General features: G+C 70.6%; 11 protein-coding genes and 1 tRNA gene. 7 read left to right on the forward strand and 5 right to left on the reverse strand.

Features of this window, described 5'->3' with window-relative positions:
* Nucleotides 1-18 precede the first annotated feature (18 nt).
* The 4 genes from IG78_RS0115245 (at nt 19) to IG78_RS0115260 (ending at nt 3,424) form a co-directional block, all read left to right on the forward strand.
* Nucleotides 19-1,089: a 2-aminoethylphosphonate ABC transporter substrate-binding protein gene (locus tag IG78_RS0115245; protein ID WP_030563287.1), complete on the forward strand. Its 1,071-nt coding sequence runs from the start codon at nt 19-21 to the stop codon at nt 1,087-1,089.
* A gap of 107 nt (nt 1,090-1,196) precedes the next feature.
* Nucleotides 1,197-1,976 (forward strand): HAD-IIA family hydrolase, encoded by a 780-nt coding sequence (locus tag IG78_RS0115250; RefSeq protein WP_030563288.1) that lies wholly within the window; start codon nt 1,197-1,199, stop codon nt 1,974-1,976.
* Between the two features lie 196 nt (nt 1,977-2,172).
* Entirely contained in the window at nt 2,173-2,712 is a 540-nt protein-coding gene (locus tag IG78_RS0115255) for a hypothetical protein (RefSeq protein ID WP_030563289.1), read from the forward strand.
* Nucleotides 2,713-2,782: 70 nt separating this feature from the next.
* Complete coding sequence (locus IG78_RS0115260) at nt 2,783-3,424, forward strand: class F sortase (RefSeq protein ID WP_078964930.1); 642 nt, start codon at nt 2,783-2,785, stop codon at nt 3,422-3,424.
* Here the strand turns inward: IG78_RS0115260 and IG78_RS0115265 are convergent.
* Complete coding sequence (locus IG78_RS0115265; protein ID WP_030563291.1) at nt 3,421-4,239, reverse strand: GAF and ANTAR domain-containing protein; 819 nt, start codon at nt 4,237-4,239, stop codon at nt 3,421-3,423. The genes IG78_RS0115260 and IG78_RS0115265 overlap by 4 nt on opposite strands.
* 164 nt (nt 4,240-4,403) lie before the next feature.
* Between IG78_RS0115265 and IG78_RS0115270 the strand changes: the two genes are divergently transcribed.
* Nucleotides 4,404-5,444: a glycoside hydrolase family 6 protein gene (locus tag IG78_RS0115270; RefSeq protein WP_030563292.1), complete on the forward strand. Its 1,041-nt coding sequence runs from the start codon at nt 4,404-4,406 to the stop codon at nt 5,442-5,444.
* A gap of 139 nt (nt 5,445-5,583) precedes the next feature.
* Here IG78_RS0115270 and glxA read toward each other — a convergent pair whose 3' ends face one another.
* The 4 genes from glxA to IG78_RS0115290 form a co-directional block, all read right to left on the reverse strand.
* Nucleotides 5,584-7,521 (reverse strand): radical copper oxidase GlxA, encoded by a 1,938-nt coding sequence (gene glxA / locus IG78_RS0115275; RefSeq protein ID WP_030563294.1) that lies wholly within the window; start codon nt 7,519-7,521, stop codon nt 5,584-5,586.
* Nucleotides 7,518-9,518 carry a glycosyltransferase family 2 protein gene (locus tag IG78_RS0115280; protein ID WP_030563295.1) on the reverse strand — a complete coding sequence of 667 codons (2,001 nt, stop codon included), beginning with the start codon at nt 9,516-9,518 and terminating at the stop codon, nt 7,518-7,520. Before IG78_RS0115280 ends, glxA begins: the two co-directional genes overlap by 4 nt.
* Before the next feature lie 325 nt (nt 9,519-9,843).
* Entirely contained in the window at nt 9,844-10,557 is a 714-nt protein-coding gene (locus IG78_RS0115285) for a FadR/GntR family transcriptional regulator (protein ID WP_030563296.1), read from the reverse strand.
* A gap of 190 nt (nt 10,558-10,747) precedes the next feature.
* Nucleotides 10,748-10,821 (reverse strand) — tRNA-Lys (locus tag IG78_RS0115290).
* Between the two features lie 265 nt (nt 10,822-11,086).
* Between IG78_RS0115290 and IG78_RS0115295 the strand changes: the two genes are divergently transcribed.
* Complete coding sequence (locus IG78_RS0115295) at nt 11,087-12,463, forward strand: peptidoglycan-binding protein (RefSeq protein ID WP_030563299.1); 1,377 nt, start codon at nt 11,087-11,089, stop codon at nt 12,461-12,463.
* Complete coding sequence (locus IG78_RS0115300) at nt 12,442-13,425, forward strand: SPFH domain-containing protein (RefSeq protein WP_404827680.1); 984 nt, start codon at nt 12,442-12,444, stop codon at nt 13,423-13,425. Before IG78_RS0115295 ends, IG78_RS0115300 begins: the two co-directional genes overlap by 22 nt.
* Nucleotides 13,426-13,671: the final 246 nt, after the last annotated feature.

Below are 13,671 nucleotides of genomic sequence, written 5' to 3' on the forward strand. Positions count from 1 at the left end.
CAAGGAGTACGACACGTCATGCGCACCGTCATCCCTGTCCGCACGCTCGCCGCCCTCGGCGGCTGCGCCCTCCTGACCACGGCCCTCACCGCCTGCGGCGGCGACTCCGCCGCATCCGACGCCAAGGTCGTCACCATCTACAGTGCCGACGGCCTCAAGGGCGAGAACGGCGACGGCTGGTACGACAAGGTCTTCGAGGACTTCGAGAAGAAGACCGGCATCAAGGTCAAGTACGTCGAGGGCGGCTCCGGCGAGATGGTGCAGCGCGCCGTCCGCGAGAAGTCCAACACCCAGGCCGACGTCATCATCACGCTCCCGCCGTTCATCCAGCAGGCCGACGAGAAGGGCCTGCTCAAGGCGTACCAACCCGAGGGGTCCCAGCACGTCGACGGCGCGGACAAGGCCCCCGACGGCAAGTGGACCTCCGTCGTCAACAACTACTTCGGGTTCATCTACAACAAGAAGGAGCTGGGCGGCTCCAAGGCGCCCAGGACCTGGGACGAGCTGACGGACGGCGCGTACAAGAACAAGCTCCAGTACTCCACGCCCGGTGTCGCGGGCGACGGCACCGCCGTCCTCATCAAGGCGATGCACGACTTCGGCGGCAAGGAACCCGCCATGAAGTACCTGGAGAGGCTCCAGTCCAACAACGTCGGCCCGTCCGCGTCCACCGGCAAGCTCGCCCCCAAGGTCGACAAGGGCGAACTGCTCGTCGCCAACGGCGACGTGCAGATGAACTACGCGCAGTCCAAGGACATGCCGAACCTCGGCATCTGGTTCCCGGCGAAGCAGGGCAAGAAGCCCACCACCTTCGCGCTGCCCTACGCCGCGGGCCTGGTGAACAAGGCACCGCACGACGCCAACGCCAGGAAGTTCCTCGACTTCCTGCTCAGCCGGCAGGCGCAGCAGCAGGTCAGCGAGGTCGGCGGGGGCTTCGCCGCACGCAAGGACATCAAGGCCACCGACGCCAACGCCATCGCCCTCGACAAGATCATGGACGGCGTCGAGATCTTCGAACCGGACTGGGCCGACATCTCCGAGAACCTCACCTCGTACGTCGAGGACTGGAAGTCGGCCACCGGTAGCTGATCGAACGGGGTGGAGATCACCGCTTCATGATTACTCTGGGGGCGTCGGCACAGCGTCGTCCCGGCGCCCCCCAGCTTCAGTTCGCGCAGACCGCAGGAGTGCACCCCATGGCAGAGCGCAAGCCCATCGAATCGTGGCTCACCGACATGGACGGCGTACTCATCCACGAGGGCATTCCGATCCCCGGCGCCGACGCGTTCATCAAGAAGCTGCGCGAGTCCGGCAAGCCGTTCCTGGTCCTGACGAACAACTCCATCTACACCGCCCGTGACCTCCAGGCCCGGCTGACCCGCATGGGCCTCGAAGTCCCCGTCGCCAACATCTGGACCTCGGCGCTCGCCACCGCCAAGTTCCTCGACGACCAGCGCCCTGGCGGCACCGCGTACGTCATCGGCGAGGCGGGTCTGACCACCGCGCTGCACGACATCGGTTACGTCCTGACCGACCACGCGCCGGACTACGTGGTCCTCGGCGAGACCCGCACCTACAGCTTCGAGGCCATGACCAAGGCCGTGCGGCTCATCAACGCCGGCGCCCGCTTCATCTGCACCAACCCCGACGAGACCGGGCCCTCCGCCGAGGGCCCGCTGCCCGCCACCGGGGCCGTCGCCGCCCTGATCACCAAGGCCACCGGCAAGCAGCCGTACTTCGCGGGCAAGCCGAATCCGCTGATGATGCGGACGGGGCTGAACGCGATCGGGGCGCACTCGGAGACCAGTGCGATGATCGGTGACCGTATGGACACGGATGTCCTCGCCGGACTGGAAGCCGGGATGGAGACCTTCCTCGTCCTCACCGGGCTCACCACCCGCGCCGACATCGACCGCCACCCGTTCCGCCCCTCCAACGTGGTCGACTCCATCGCGGACCTCGTCGACCGCGTCTGACGGCCCCGTAAGGGGCGCGGGGAACCGCGCGCTCAGCGCGCGACGAGCCGCAGACGCGTCTGCTGCGTAACTGTGCAGACGCGGCTGCGGCTTTTTCGTGGCTGGTCGCGCAGTTCCCCGCGCCCCTCACGGGGCGCCCCCTGGCCAGGATGCGGAATGCGCTGCGGGGCGTGAACCTGGAGCCAGGAGGTTCACGATGTGCATACGTTTGCTCGCCGTGCGTAGCGCGGGAGCCATGGCCCTGGCGGCGACGCTCGCCGCGGCTCCCACTCCCGCACGGGCCCACGACCAGGACCAGGTCAAGGCCAGGGTCACACCGGCGAGCGCAGCCCCGGGCGGCCGGGTGGAGGTGCGGGTCACGGGCTGCGCGGGCAGCACCGGCACGGCCGGTTCCGGAGCCTTCGCCAAGGAGGCGGAGCTGACCGGACAGGGCGGCAAGGCCCTGACAGGGACCACCCGCATCCGTGAGGGCGTAACGGGCACGTACGAGATCACCGTCACCTGTGACGGCCACCCGCACCAGGGCGTAGGCGCCGTGCAGGTGACCACGTCCCGGCCGACCCCCACCGCACCGGTGCGCGCGGGCGGCGGCGGCGCCGCCCCGCTGACGCCGACGGCGGCCGTCGCGGACGAGGCGGGACCCGGCACCCGGCACGCGGTCGTCGGCCTGGTGCTCGCGGGTGTCGCGGCCGTCGCCGTGGCCCTGCGCAGCGTCCGCAGGCGACGCCCGGAGTGACGCCGTGACCAGCCCGGATCCAGGGACCACCCCGCGCCCGCGAAGTCCCGGCGGCGCCGGCCGCCTCGTCATGGGGGTCGTCTGGGCCCTGCTGCTCGTCGGCATGTGGCTGTGGGGCGGCGACATCACCGACGTACGCGGCGGCCTGTCGGGCCCGACCACCGGCGACGTCGCCGCGGTGGGACGCCCCGGCGGTGTCGAGCTGCCGCCACCGCGCGCGCCCCTCGCCGCCGCACGCCCGCAGCGCATCGACGTCCCCACGCTCGGCGTACGGGCGCCCGTCGTCGCACGGGGCCTGGACACCGACGGGTCCATCGCCCCGCCCGCGTACACCGCGGCGGGCACCGTCGGCTGGTACGGCGGCGGGGTACGGCCCGGTGCCGCGGGCACATCGCTGTTCGTCGGGCATGTGGACACCGAGCGCGAGCCCGCCGTCTTCTACCACCTCAGCACCCTGCGCCCCGGCGCGAAGGTGCGTGTGACCAGGGACGACGGCTCGGTCGCCGAGTTCACGGTGGATGACGTCCAAGTCCTCGGGCGGGACGACTTCAGCGCGAAGGCTGCGTACGGCCCCCGGGAGCGCGGCCGGGCCGAACTCCGCCTGATCACCTGCGGCGGAGCCTTCGACCGGGTGAGCCGCACCTACTCGGCGAACGTCGTCGTCTCCGCCTACCTCACCGGCGCGGAGAAGTCCTGGCCGCCCCTGGCCTAGCGGGTCTCCGACTGGGGCTGCTCCGGCTGCCGGGGCCGGGCGGGGGCGCCGCCGAGCAGGGCCGTGTCGTCGAGATTCCCGTCGATCACCATTTTCGCGGCCGCGTCCATGGCGAGGCGGTGCCGGCGTGCGTACCGCCGCAGCGCCTCGAAGGCGACGTCGAGGCGGCTCCGCCAGCGCTCGGCCAGAATCCCTTTGGCCTGCTCGATGCGGACACGGCTGGTCAGCGCGGACTGCAACTGCCGGGAGAGGTCCCGATACCCGGTGTACGCACGGTGGTTGTGCAGCCCGACGGCGGACGCGTCGGCGAGCGCCCGCGCGATCCCCAGGGCGTAGGCGTCCTCGCTCTCGTGCGGGCAGCCCGCGGAGGGCCGCAGGCTCAGCGGGTCCGCGGAGAAGACGTTCAGGACGCCGAGCACCCGCTCCCGTGCGCGCAGCGGCACCGCGAAGGTGATGCCGACGCCCCGCGTGCGGGCCCGCTCGGTGAAGTGGGGCCAGCGGGCGAGCGCGTCGGCGGAGGCGAGGCGGACGGGCGGCACGACGTGGCCGGTGCCGTAGGAGTCCAGGCACGGCCCGCCCCGATGCTGGTTCTCCAGGAGATCGCGGGCCAGTTCGGCTCCCCGGCTGCTGGCGGCGATCCTGACGCTGCTGCCGTTGTCGGTGTACATCACGCCGACGGCGAGGGTGTCGAGGAGTTCGGCGCAGTTCTGGGACACACGGCACAGGTGGCGCTCCGCGTCGAAGTCGTCGGACACCGTGTCCACGGACTCCATCAGAACCGCCGCGAGCCTCAACGCTGAGGTACGGCCGCGCATGGCCCTCCCTGATTCGCCGCAGCCCCCCGCACCCTCTCGCCTACCCCCGTTCGGCAGGCTGTAACAGGTCTTCCACAGGTGCGCCGCCGCGGCGGCACGACCTCGTGGGCCGCACGCGGTTGTGCCAGGATTGGCCACCGGACAGTGCGCCCGAGGGGGAGTGGATGTACCGCAGGAACACAGGTCGCGGACGGGGCCTCGCGTCCCGGGGGGTGACGGCGACGGTGGCGCTCGCGGGGGCCGCACTGCTGCTGTCCGGGTGCTCGTCGTCCGACGACGGGGGCGACAAGGACGGGGCGGGTTCCGGCGGCGGTGTCAGTCAACGCCCCAAGGGTCAGGCCCCGTTCTGGGTGAACCCGGAGGGGAACGCGGCCAAGCAGGTCGCCGCGTACGAGAAGGACGGCAAGAAGGACGAAGCCGCCCAGATCCGCAAGATCGCTGAGCAGCCCGTCGGCGAGTGGATCGGCCCCGAGAAGCCCGAGGAGGAGGCGCGCGGGTACACGGAGGCCGCCGAGAAGGCCGACCGTGACGCGCTGCTCGTCCTCTACAACATCCCGCACCGCGACTGCGGCCAGTTCTCCAAGGGCGGCGCCGCCGACGGCAACGCCTACCGAAGCTGGATCGACGGCGTGGCCAAGGGCATCGGCGAGCGGCACGCCACGGTCGTCCTAGAGCCGGACGCGGTCCTGCACATCGTCGACCAGTGCACGCCCGGGGAGTTCCACGAGGAGCGGTACGACCTCCTCAAGGGTGCCATCGCCAAGCTCAAGTCCCTGAAGAACACCAAGGTCTACCTGGACGCGGGCAACGCGGGCTGGTCGCAGCCCGACTCGCTCTGGGAGCCCCTGAAGCGGTCGGGCGTCGAGCAGGCCGACGGCTTCTCGGTGAACGTCTCCAACTTCCAGACCACCGAGGCCAGCAAGGCGTACGGCAAGACGCTCTCCGCCAAGGTCGGTGGCAAGCCGTTCATCATCGACACCAGCCGCAACGGGAACGGGCCCCACACCGAGGGCAAGGACCCCTGGTGCAACCCTCCCGGGCGGGCCCTCGGGGAAGTCCCCAGCACCCGGACCGGTGACGACCTGGTCGACGCCTACGTCTGGGTCAAGCGCCCCGGTGAGTCCGACGGGACCTGTAGGGGCGGCCCCCAAGCGGGCCAGTGGTGGCCCGAGTACGCCCTCGCCCTCGCCAAGGGCAGCAAGTAGCGCCCCGTCAGGGGCGCGGGGAACTGCGCGACCAGCCACGACAAAGCCGCAGACGCATCTGCTTAGTTACTCGGCAGACGCGTCTGCGGCTTTTCTTGGGCTGAGCGCGCAGTTCCCCGCGCCCCTTACGGGGCCAGGCTCACGGCACGTGGACCCAGCGGGCCTTACTGGGGGTGCCCTCGCCGTCCGTCACAAAGAGCATGTACCAGCCGGATTCCACGAGGCTGGGATTCCCGGGCACCGACACGGTGACCCTGTCCCCGGACTTCTTCATGTCGAGGGCGATCGACGTCTGGTCGATGTCCGTGACGTGGGTGGTCGCCGACGGCCGGATGAGGCGGGCCTTCTTGAGAGACGCCGCGCCCGGCGCCGCGAACGTGCCGGAGCCGCCCCGCTCGATGGTCTTCGGGCCCGCGCCGAGAACGGGCTGGCCGCCGTGGTAGAGGTACGGCGGCGTATAGATCTCCACCCGCTGCTCGAACACGCCCGGCTTGGTGTTGCCCTCGTCGGAGTACAGCGAGTCGGAGCCGAAGAACATCACACGGCCGTCGGGCAGCAGGATCGAGCCCGAGTGGTAGTTGCGGCCCACGTGCGGGTCGGCGACCTGGTCGAAGGTGTTGGACCCCGGGTCGTACAGCCGGGCCTCAAGGACGTCGGAGTCGCTGCGGCCGCGGTAGTCCTCGGAGCCGCCGGACACGAGCACGGAGTCGTCCGGCAGGACCGAGGCCTGCGGATAGCGGGTGCCCTTGTCCAGCTCCGGGCCGTCCCTGAACCTGGGGGCGGCCTCCTTCAGGTCCACGATCCTGGACTTGGTGGAGGACTCCTTGGACTCGCCGACGCCACCGCCGCCGACGACCATGTACCGCTGGTCCTGCGCGGGCGGCAGCTCCACGGTGTTGGAGGTCTCCAGGAGGTCCGGGTCGCTCATGCCCGGGATCTTCTGGAACTTGTTCGTCTCCAGGTCCCAGATGCCCGGGTCACGGCCGACGTCGTCGGGCCCGTACCCGGCGTTGGAACCGGAGTAGAACAGCCTGCCGTCGGCCATCTGGAAGATCGCCGGGTAGGTCGGGAACTGCCGGACGCCCTTGGTGTACGTCCACTTCTTCGTCTCCGGGTCGTACACCTCGTTCTTGCCGGGCACCAACTGGCCGATCTCGTCGAGGCCGGAGAGGCTGAGCACCCTGCCGTCGGTGAGGGTGGTCAGCGTGGGGTACCAGCGGGCCTCGTTCATCGGGTCGACCTTGAGGTACTTCTCGGCGACCGGGTCGAACTCGAAGGTGTCCTTGATGCCCTGGAAATCCTTCTTGTCCAGGGCGAGTTTCTGGGCGATGCCGTAGGTGTTGCGGGAGTCGGCGCCGCCGAGACCCTGGACGCGGTAGTTGTCCTGGGTGCCGGTCTCGTACTTGGCTCCGCTCTGCTGCGCCTCGACGTAGATGCGGCCGAGGCCCGGCTTGTTGCGCAGGAACGCGCCCGTCTCCGGGTCGAAGACCTTCTTCGCGCGCTCGACGACGACCGCGTCCTTGGACACGAACGTCCTGCCGTTCTTCTTGCCGGTGAACTTGGTGCCCGCGGGCAGCGTGATCGGCTTGTCCGGGTTCTCGTTGTGCACGATCATCAGGCCGCCGGCCTTGGTGACGTCGCCCTTGAGTTTCTCGTAACGCTTGGTGCCGCCCGCGATCAGCAGCTTGCCGTCGGCGAGCTGGGTGTGGCCGGTGCAGAACAGGTCGACGGGCGTCGGGACCTTCTTGATGGTGTTCTTGACGGGGTCCCACAGGCGGGTGTCGAACTTCTTGTCGTCGAAGTTCTTCTGGTCGTTGCCCGAGCCGGCCACCAGCAGGATCTTGCCGGTGTGCAGGAGCGACGCGTGGATCGTGTTCTGCCGGTACTCCTCGGGGAAGTCGATCACCTTCCAGTGACCGTTGTCCGCCTTGTACTCCGGCTGGTTGATCTTGTAGTTGTGGTACTTCTCGGAGCCCACGCGCCACAGCCAGGGGCCGTTCATCCCGGCCAGGGCCAGCACCACCACCGTGCCTATCGCGATGCGGCGGGCGCGGCGGCGGCTGGACGGGTCTTTCATTGTTCGTGGCTCCCGAGGGCGATCTGCACGGTGTCGTCATTCGAGGCCCAACTGGGCCGCTGCCGCGGGGCGTGGGGCGCGGGCCGGACGTGCGGCGGGTACTGCTGCGGCACGGGCTGGTGCTGCGGTACGGGCTGCCGCGCGGGCGGCAGGGCGTGGTGCGACTGCGGTACGTGGGTTCCGGAACCCGGCGGCGTGGGCGGTCCCGCGGACTTCTTCCGCTCCTGCCGCATGCCGTACCGCCAGGCGAAGATGGGCGCCGCCGTGACGAGGAGCGCGAACGTGGCCCAGACGATCATCGCCGGGTGCGCGTGGTCGTACACGTACGCCGCCGCGATCGACCCCGCGAAGACCAGGATGAAGAACAGGTGGATGCGGAAGGTGCCGAACAGGGTGTCCGGGCTCGCCGAGTCGCCCTTGGGCGTCACCACGAACGAGGACTTGCGGCGCAGCGCGGCGTCCATCAGGGAGCGCGCGTAGACGGGCGCTGACAGCGCCGACATCACCATGCCCGCGACGCCGCCGGAGCCCTCGGGCTCGTGCGGGGACACGTTGTGGCGGCGGTTCCAGATGTACAGGCCGATCTGGAGCGCGGAGGCGTTGCCGTACAGCATCAGCCAGATGGTCGGGTCGATGTTCACGCCGGACGCGCCGAGGCCGAGGAACAGGGCGCAACTGAGCGCCGCGAGGATCCAGTTCAGCGCGGACATGGGGTAGAAGATGACCATCATCGTGTAGTTGAAGAAGCGGCCGGGAGGCAGCGTGAACGGCGCCTTCCAGAACTGCTTGAGGATGGTCTCGTACGTGCCACGCGACCAGCGCAACTGCTGCGTGAAGAAGTCCGTCCAGGCGCCCGGGCCCTCGCCGACCGCGAGCACGTCCGGGGTGTAGACCGACTTCCACTTCCTGCCCGTCACCGGGTTCCGGTGGCGGTGGATCTCGAAGCCGGTCGCCATGTCCTCGGTGATCGAGTCGTAGAGCCCGCCGATCTGCTTCAGCGCGCTGATGCGTACGGCGTTGGACGTGCCCACGAACATCGGCGAGCCGTAGGCGTTGCCCGCGCGCTGGATCAGGGCGTGGAAGAGGAACTGCTGGGACTCGGCGGCCTTGGTGACGAACGTGTCGTAGTTGCCGTACACCTGTGGGCCGATGACGAAGCCGACGTCCGGGTCGCGGAAGAAGCCGAGCATCCGCTCCAGGTAGTTGGGCATCGGCACGTGGTCGGTGTCCACGGAGGCGAAGTAGTCGTAGTGGTCGCCGTGCGCGTCGAGCCAGGCGTTGTAGTTGCCGTGCTTGGTCTTGGCGCGGTGCGGGCCCTTCGCCCGGTTCCAGTGAGCGACGCCCTTGCGCGAGAAGTGGTGCACGCCGAGGCGCGCGCAGACCGCCTTGACCTCGGGGTCGTCGCCCTCGTCGAGCAGCCACACGTGCAGGAGACCGCGGTGGCGCAATTTGACCGCCGCTTCCAGGGTCTTCGTCACCATGCCGATCGGCTCCTTGCCGGGCACGAACGAGGTGAGGAAGGCGACGCGGGTGCCGTCCTCGGGCACCACGGGGACCGGGTCGCGGGCGACGAGGGTGGCGTGCGCGTTGGACAGGACGTTCATGCAGCGGAAGAACTCGATCAGTCCGATCGAGACGAGCATGACGATGTCGAGCGCGGGCAGATAATCGTTCGCGACGTAGTCGCGCTCCGTCCAGTGCTCGGGCTGGAGCAGCCAGGCCAGCAGGACGAGGGAGAGCAGCGGCGCCGCACCGAGCATCAGCGCCGCACGGATCCGGTGGGGCTCCTGGGAGAGCAGCGAGCGGTACTGGACCTTGTACGGCTGCGTGGGATCCGGCTCGGTGAGGGGGCCCGCGAGCCTGCTGTAGTGCTCGTAGTCGTAGCGGGGCAGCGACTTCTTGATCCGCCTGAAGCCGCCCGTCCGGTGCGAGAGCGCCCGCAACTGGGTCGTCCGAGACGGATCGCTGTGCCGCTCGGCCTCCGGCGTCGACGTCATGAGTCATCCCCCCGCACACGGTCACCCGTATGTCCGTCGGTCCGTCCGCCCGATCGAATCCCCTCGAACTCTCACGGGCGCGTCAGTGGCCTGCCACCGCGCCATAAGACACGAACGGTGACCCTCCGGTTGCAGACTGCCCCCTCGGGCACCCGTTCATGAACGTGGAGCCCCCCGTCCAGACGTTCACACGACCCCTCTTGCGGTCGGTGTCCGAGCCCCCCGCCCGACCCCCGCCGCGTGCCTCATGAGAGCCGGGACAGGCCCGGGCTTCCCGTCAGGGTTCTATGCGCCCATGCGTGATCGCAAGGGCGAAGCAAGTGGTTTACCGGTCATATGTGGGGTGGGGGACGCCTTGCGGGGCGGGAGCGCTCAGGCGGGTGCGGATGTTGCCGAAGTGTTCCCGTATCGCCTGTTCGGCCCGTGGTACGTCCGATGAGCGCACCGCGTCCAGGATCTCCCGGTGCTGGCGGCAGGTGACCTTGGGATCCTGGGGCACGCCCACCAGGTCGGTGCGCACGCGGTGGAAGGCGTCCCAGAACGCTTCGAGCACCTCACCGAGCAGGGGGTTGCCCAGGCAGCGGTAGAGGGTGGCGTGGAAGGCGCGGTCCGTCTCGGCGCGCACGGTGCCGTCCGCTCCCGCCGCCTCCGCGTCCATGCGGTCCACCAGGGCGTCGAGGTCCGCGAGGTCGGAGGGCGGCAGGGAGCCCGCGAGGCGCGCGATCAGGCCGGTCTCGACGGCCTCGCGCAGTTCGAGGAGCTGGAGGAGGCTGTCCTCGCCCCGGTAGTGGCCCGCGACGGTGCGGAAGGTCAGGCCCTCGATCATCGGGGCCATCGACATCGGCCCGACGTAGGTGCCGAAGCCGTGCCGGATCTCGACGATGCCCATCGCCTGCAAGGCCTTCAGTGCCTCACGCACCGAGTTCCTGCTGGCGCCGAGCCGCTCCATCAGTTCCGGCTCGGTGGGCAGCACGGCGCCGGAGGGCAGCCGCTGGTCGATGATGAGCTTCTTGATCCGCTCCTGGAGGTCCCGTGGCATGGCGCAACCGTAGCGGCCGGGCCCGCCGGGACCCAGGGGTGCGGGGGCTCACGCGGTGCCGTGAGCAGGGGGGTGTGGGTGGCGGAGCCCCCACGGCGCGCGGCGGAGCCGCGTAGAAAACACGATGGGCAGAAAACACGATGGCGAGACAGTCCACGCTTTCCGTGGACACGTCTCGCCATCGCTGTCGTGCGCCGCCAGGGACTCGAACCCCGGACCCGCTGATTAAGAGTCAGCTGCTCTAACCAACTGAGCTAGCGGCGCCTGCTGACCTGGAGAACTCTACCGGACGGCGGGGGGTGGTCATGACCATCCGGGGGGCCGCCGTCTTCCGTGGAGCGACCGTGGCGGCGACCTCCGGTCGGCCGTGCCGGGGGTGCCCGAAGGGCCCCGCTCCATCATTCGGACCGTCAACATGCGCTACCCCCCGACAGTTGAGAAGGTGACGGGTGTGCAGATGCGCTCAGAGGCTTTCCCGGGCCCCTTCCCCGATTCCGTCGGAAAGGGTCCGGAGTGTGAGGGGAATCGCATGGAGGCTGCTCCGGAATTCGAGGAACTCGCCCCCGCGAGTGACTGCGGCTGTCCGGGCTGTGTCCACTGGCGGCGGTCCGGGGCGCACTCCCTGCCGCCCCGGCTCGGCGGTCACCCGGCCGCCCGCGGCGCGCGCCGCGCACTGGTCGTCGCGGCCGCCGCAAGCTCCGTGCTCGGCCCCGGGCAGGCCCTGCCCGCGGTGGCGTCGGTGCAGGTGGAAGAGGTGACGCAGGGTTCCGTGCAGCCAGCGGGAGCGGTGCGCACCGGCAGTCCCGGCGCCCCGGCAGGGCTGCCAGGAGCGGACGGTCCCGACACCCCGCAGGGCGGCCCGAGCGCGCTGCACGGAGCGCCAGGAGCCCCCGGCAGGAGTGCCGAGCCCCGTACGACCACCCGCGTGGAGATCATCACGCGGGCCAAGCTGTGGGTCGCGGAAAAGGTGCCGTACAGCATGCGGAAGTTCCGGTCCGACGGATACCGGCAGGACTGTTCGGGCTTTGTCTCGATGGCCTGGGATCTCGGCGGCAATGAATGGACGGGCAGCCTCGACCGGTATGCGACCCGTATCCCCAAGGACGATCTCGAACCTGGTGACATTCTCCTTTTCCACAATCCGGCGAACCCGGAGAGAGGTTCGCACGTGACGATTTTCGGCGGCTGGACCGACTACACCCGCACCTATTACCTCGCCTACGAGCAGGCCCGCCCCCACGCCCGCAGGCAGGCCACGCCGTACGCGTACTGGGACCAGGGCGACAGCTATGTGGCGTACCGCTACAAAGGGCTGCGCCCCTCCGGGCAGTCCGCGTCCGGCGGGGCCGCGTCAGGACCGGCGGCGGCGCGCTACCCCGGGGCGGGCCACTTCGGCCCGGGAGCGGACAACGAGCATGTCACCCGGCTCGGGCAGATGCTTGTCGCCCGCGGCGGCGCCCGCTTCTACCGCGCGGGCCCCGGCCCGGGCCCGCGCTGGAGCGAGGCCGACCGCAGGGCGACGCAGGCGTTCCAGCGGGAGCAGGGCTGGACGGGGGCCGACGCCGACGGCCTGCCGGGGCCGACGACGTGGGCGTACCTGGTGGGCGGCAAGGGCAAGGACATCCCCGGCGGCCGGGCGGCGGCGGGGCGGCCGGGGCCGCAGGCCGCCCCGCCGTTCCCCGGCAAGGCCCACTTCCGGCCCGGGCAGTCCAACGCCCATGTGACCCTGCTCGGCCGCCAGCTCCTGAGCAGGGGCTTCGGCACGTTCTACACCGACGGGCCGGGGCCGCGCTGGGGCGAGGCGGACCGGCGCGCGGTCGAGGCGTTCCAGCGGGCGCAGGGGTGGCGGGGCGGCGCGGCCGACGGGATGCCGGGGCCGGAGACGTGGCGGCGGCTCTTCGCGTGAGGATCGGCTCGGGTCCCGTCGAGCGCCGTGCGCGGGTGCTGCCCGGGGCGGTCGGGGTGCTCGCGGGCGGTGCGGGCGCCGCGGGGTGTGTGCTCGCGCTGGGGTGGGCGGGGGTGCTGCCGGGGCCGGTGGCGCGGCTCGCGGGGCTGCCCGGGCATCCCGGCGCGGGCGCGGACGGGATCTCCGCAGGGCAGTGGCTGGCCCTCACCGGGGCGGGGGCGCTGGCGCTCTTCGGGTTCGGCGGGCTCGCGCGGGGGCGGGTCGGCCGTGCGTGGGTGCTCTCGCTGTTCGGGCGGTACCGGGGGAGCGTGCGGCACACCGGGCTGCTGTGGGTGAACCCCCTGCTCCTGCGGCGCCGGGTCGACGTACGCCTGCGGCACTGGCGCAGCGAGCCGATGGCGGCCGCGGACCGTTCCGGGGTGGCGCTGCGCGTCGTGGTCCTCGTGGTGTGGCGGGTCAAGGACACCGCGCGGGCGACGCTCGCCGTCGAGGACCACGAGAGGTATCTGCGCGAGTGCGTCGAGGCGACCACCGCGCGGGTGCTCTCCGGGCTGCCCGCCGACGCCTTCGACACCGACGGCTGCCATGGCGGCGTGCCGACGCTGCGGGACGCCGAAGCCGTCGGTGCCGCCCTGACGCGGACGCTCGCGGCGCAGACGGAGCCGGTGGGCGTGGAGATCTTCTCCGTACAGTTGGCGCGCGTCGAGTACGCGCCGGAGGTCGCCGCCGCGATGCACCGCGGTTGGGCCGCCGCGCTCGACGCCCGGCACCGTGACGGCGTGCTCACCTCGGTGGTCGACGCCGTCGAGGACATGGTGGCCCGGCTGACCGCGCGCGGCCTGGGCGATTTCGACGACTACGAACGCAAGGCGCTGGTGCGGGACCTGACGGTGGCGTTCTGCGCGGGCGGCCGGGGCGGCGAGGGCGCCTGGGCCGCTCCTGGACCGGGCGCCGGACGGTGAACTAGTCGAGGCCTCGCGTGGGTGCCGCGACAGGATCGTCTCCACGATTGGTCTGGACATGTTCAACTGCGGACAATAATCTGAGACTTGGTCTAGACCGCACGTCCCGTACGGCACACAGTTGTGGCGCCCCCTGCACACCATGCACCACCTGCACGTCTTGCACTACCAGCACTTCCAGCACTTCCCCAAACATCGCCCCAGAGGTACGCAGCAGTCTCGGGAACCGACGGTGCCTCGAAGGGT

This window comes from Streptomyces aureocirculatus, assembly GCF_000720475.1.
GTDB lineage: Bacteria > Actinomycetota > Actinomycetes > Streptomycetales > Streptomycetaceae > Streptomyces > Streptomyces aureocirculatus.